The organism is Methanocrinis sp. (assembly GCF_049974945.1).
Taxonomy (GTDB): Archaea; Halobacteriota; Methanosarcinia; order Methanotrichales; family Methanotrichaceae; genus Methanocrinis.
In genome coordinates this window covers 1-3,709 of the sequence record NZ_JBNGCU010000132.1, presented here as the reverse complement: position 1 = coordinate 3,709, position 3,709 = coordinate 1, and the positions used below count along the sequence as shown (strand labels likewise).

At 62.8% G+C, this 3,709-nt stretch carries 4 protein-coding genes; 3 read left to right on the top strand and 1 reads right to left on the bottom strand.

The features are described 5' to 3' along the window. From ACP5EL_RS09580 to ACP5EL_RS09570, 3 genes are all read left to right on the top strand, one after another. On the top strand, window positions 1-1,449 hold a 1,449-nt coding region (locus tag ACP5EL_RS09580), incomplete at its 5' end, for a chloride channel protein (protein WP_428402290.1). Between the two features lie 42 nt (window positions 1,450-1,491). Continuing rightward, complete coding sequence (gene surE, locus ACP5EL_RS09575) at window positions 1,492-2,283, top strand: 5'/3'-nucleotidase SurE (RefSeq protein WP_428402289.1); 792 nt, start codon at window positions 1,492-1,494, stop codon at window positions 2,281-2,283. A gap of 24 nt (window positions 2,284-2,307) precedes the next feature. After that, window positions 2,308-2,874: a hypothetical protein gene (locus tag ACP5EL_RS09570; RefSeq protein ID WP_428402287.1), complete on the top strand. Its 567-nt coding sequence runs from the start codon at window positions 2,308-2,310 to the stop codon at window positions 2,872-2,874. Window positions 2,875-2,915: 41 nt separating this feature from the next. Here the strand turns inward: ACP5EL_RS09570 and ACP5EL_RS09565 are convergent. Then, window positions 2,916-3,709: ribonuclease Z (locus ACP5EL_RS09565; RefSeq protein ID WP_428402286.1), on the bottom strand; the 794-nt coding region annotated here is incomplete at its 5' end.

The following is a 3,709-nucleotide window of genomic DNA, read 5'->3' as shown; positions in this document are numbered from 1 at the left end:
ATCGAGAGCCTGCAGGTGAGCGGTGGCCAGATCAGAAAAAGGGTGGGCTTTCTTCTAATATTCTCCTCCGCCGTGATCATCGGAAGCGGTGGAAGCGCCGGAAGGGAGGGGCCCATCGCCCAGATAGGTGCCTCCTTCGGCTCCCTCATCGGCCAGATCTTCAGGATTGGATCAAAGGACCTGAAGCTTCTCACCGTCTGCGGCGTCGCCGCCGGGATCGCCGGGACCTTCAACGCACCCATGGGCGGGGCCATATTCAGCATGGAGGTGGTGGCCAGGAGGTTCTCTCCCTTCGACTCGGTCCCGATACTGATCTCGGCGGTCGTCGGCGCGGCGGTGGCGGCCGCCCTGACCACCCCCGCCCCGGCCTTCTTCAACCCGGAGTTCGCCTTCAGCACCGCCGACCTCGCCCTCTGCTTCGTCCTCGGCCCCATCTTCGGAGCCCTCGCCTTCTCCTGGGTGAGGATCTTCTACTTCTTCGAGGATCTCTTCGAGGCCCTTAAGGCGCCGAGGATGCTGAAGCCCGCCATCGGAGGGATGGTGGCGGGTATCAGCGGTTACTATCTATTCGGCTACGGGATCATGGGCGTCGGCTACGACGGCATAACCAGGATCTTCGAGATGCCGTCCCTTCCGAGCTCTCTGGATCTGATATTATTCCTCGTCGCCCTGGGCCTTCTCAAGATCCTGGCCACCTCCTTCACCGTCGGCTCCGGCGGAAGCGGCGGCATATTCGCCCCCTCCCTCTATATCGGCTTCATGTTTGGGGTGGCCTTCGGCCTCTTAGCAAAAGTGATCCTCCCGGGCCTCGACACCGCCACCCCCACAGTCTACGGCCTTCTGGGGATGGCGGCCCTCTTCGCCGGAGCCGCCCGGGCCCCTCTCACCTGCATAGTGATGATCCCGGAGATGGCCAGCAGCTACAGCAGGCTTCCACCGATCATAATCGCCTGCGTCCTCAGCTATGCGACGGCCCAGATCCTGATGAAGGGGATGTCCATCTACTCCCTCAAGCTGATGAGGAAGGGAATCTTCATCGACCAACCCCAGCCGGTCCTGAAGGGGATACCGGTCGCCGAGGCGATGCACCGAAAGGTCACCTCCGTCGGTCCTGAGATGACCTTAAGAGAGCTTCGGGACCTGATGTTCCGGCGCAATCACACCGGCTTTCCGGTGGTCGAAGATGGAGATCTGGTGGGGATAATCACCTTCGACGACCTGCGGAAGGTTCCGATCGCAGAGCAGGATGAGACCCTGGTGGGCGACGTCGCCGTCAAGGAGGTGATCACCATCCGCCCAGACCAGTCCGCAAAGTACGCCATGGATCTTATGTACCAGAACAAGATAGGCAGGCTTCCGGTGGTGAGGGGCGATGATCCGAAGAAGCTCGTCGGGATAATAACTCGAACCGACGCCGTCCGGGCCTACGAGATGGCCGGGCAGAGATGAAAACGCTCCATTTTTATACTCCCATCCCCGATAAGATAAGCGATGTACCGCATTCTTGTAACCAACGACGATGGCGTTCACTCCGCGGGGATCAGGGCGGCGGTCCGGGGCGTTGTGGGCCTCGGCGAGCTGTTGGTCGCGGCCCCCTCCGGCCAGAGGAGCGGCGTAGGAAGGTCGATCTCGGTCTTCGAGCCACTGAGGTACAACAAGGTCAGCCTTGACGGCGTCGAGGCCTACGAGGTCTCCGGCACCCCCACCGACTCCGTAATCATGGGGATATTCTGGCTTATGAAAGGGGAACTCCCCGACCTAGCCGTCTCGGGGATAAACATCGGCGAGAACATCAGCACCGACACCGTCACCACCAGCGGGACGATCGGGGCGGCCCTGGAGGCCGCAAGCTATGGCGTTCCGGCGATCACAGCCTCGGTCCAGGTGGTGGACCAGGGGGACAAGTTCGACAGCAGAAACGATCACGCCTACCAGTTCGACGTCGCGGCGAACCTCGTCCGCCGGGTGGCAAAGAACGTCCTGGAGAGGGGACTGCCGCCGGGGGTCGACATCCTGAACATAAACGTCCCCGTGGACGCCACCGAGGAGACGGAGGTGGTGGTCACCAGGCTTGCCCGGAAGATATTCAGGACCGCGGTCCAGGAGCGGGCCGACCCCCGAGGCAGGCCTTACTACTGGATCGATGGCGACCTCGTCTGCACCGAGCGGGAGGGGACCGACGTCCGGGCCGTCTATCAGGAGGGAAAGATCTCGGTCACCCCTCTGACCATCGACAACACCGCCAGGGTCGACTTCTCGGAGATATCGGAGCTCGTCCGCTGAAAGCTTCAGATGGTGATGTCATTGATGGAGATATCGATCGACGATTTCGATAAGATGAGCCCAGAGGACCAGGTACTCTACCTGACCGAGAACATGAGGAGCCTCCCCGAGGAGCTGGTGGACCCAGGGATCGAGATATTGATCGGCGCTGGCGAGACGGAGCTGGCCATCGCCCTCGCGAAGGACTCGGGACGGGTTGACCGGGCGGTGGAGATCGCCGCAGGTGAGGGGGACTATCTCTGGGCCGCCCTCATCGCCAAGAAGGCGGGAGGGGAGGAGGAGTCGAAGAGGCTCTACGAGGAGGGGCTAATCTACTACATCTCCGAGGAGATGTACGGGCGGGCCATCAGCGCCGGCCAGGCCCTGGGCCTTCCCCAAGAGGAGATCGACCTTCTCTTCGAGGCCGGGCTGAGGGCCGAGAGCAGGAAGATGGACCTGGGCCGGGTCGGCTACGCCCTGGAGAGCGTGGCCCTCTCCCTGGAGAGCGCCCTCGCCGGGAGGGACGACGAGATTGCCGAGGGCTTGCGAAGGGCGATGAGAGAGGAGAGGGAGCGGATATCAAGAAGGGCAGCCGAGGATCGAAACGATTGAGATTGAGGGCGAGATCTCGGCCAGCAATCTACCATCGCCCTTCAGCGATCTCTCAGCTTCAGCTCAACCTTCATCAGGTCCTCGGCCACCACAACGTCGGAGAAGTGGCGGCGGGCGTCGGCGAGGAGGGGGCCGACGTCGTCGGAGTAGCGGGAGCTGATGTGGGTTAAAACCAGCCTTCGGGCCCCCGCTCGTTCCGCGAGCTCTGCCGCCTCGCCGGCGGTGCTGTGCATAGTCTCTTTAGCCCAGTCAGCCATCTCGTCGCCGAGGGATCCGTCGTGGATTAGAAGATCTGCACCCCGGCTCGCCTCCTCGATCTCGGGGGTGGGCCTCGAGTCCCCGGTGTAGACCACCTTTCTTCCGGGCCTTGCGGGGCCCATCACATCCTCTGGCCCAACGGTCCCCCCCTCGACCTCCACCGTCTCGCCTTGCTGGATTCTTCCGAAGAGAGGTCCGGAGGGAACGCCTAGCTCGATCGCTTTTGCGCGGTTGAACCTTCCGGGCCTGGGGTCCTCCCGTAGGCAGTAGCCCAGGCTGGGGATGCTGTGGGCGGTCCTGATCGCCTCGACCTCGTAGCCGTCCATCTCCACCACGTCGCCCGCCTCAAGCTCCAGGGCCCGCACAGGAAACTTGCGGGAGTAGTAGCAGAGCCGGTCGAAGAGGTCCACCAGCTCGGCGGTCCGGACGGGACCCCCGATGGTGACCGGCTCCTTTCTTCCCTGGAAGGCCATCGTCTCCAAAAGCCCCGGTATTCCCAGGATGTGGTCGGCGTGGTGGTGGGTTATGAAGATGTAGTCGAGGCTCATCATCCCGGTCTTCGCCCGCATCATCTGCC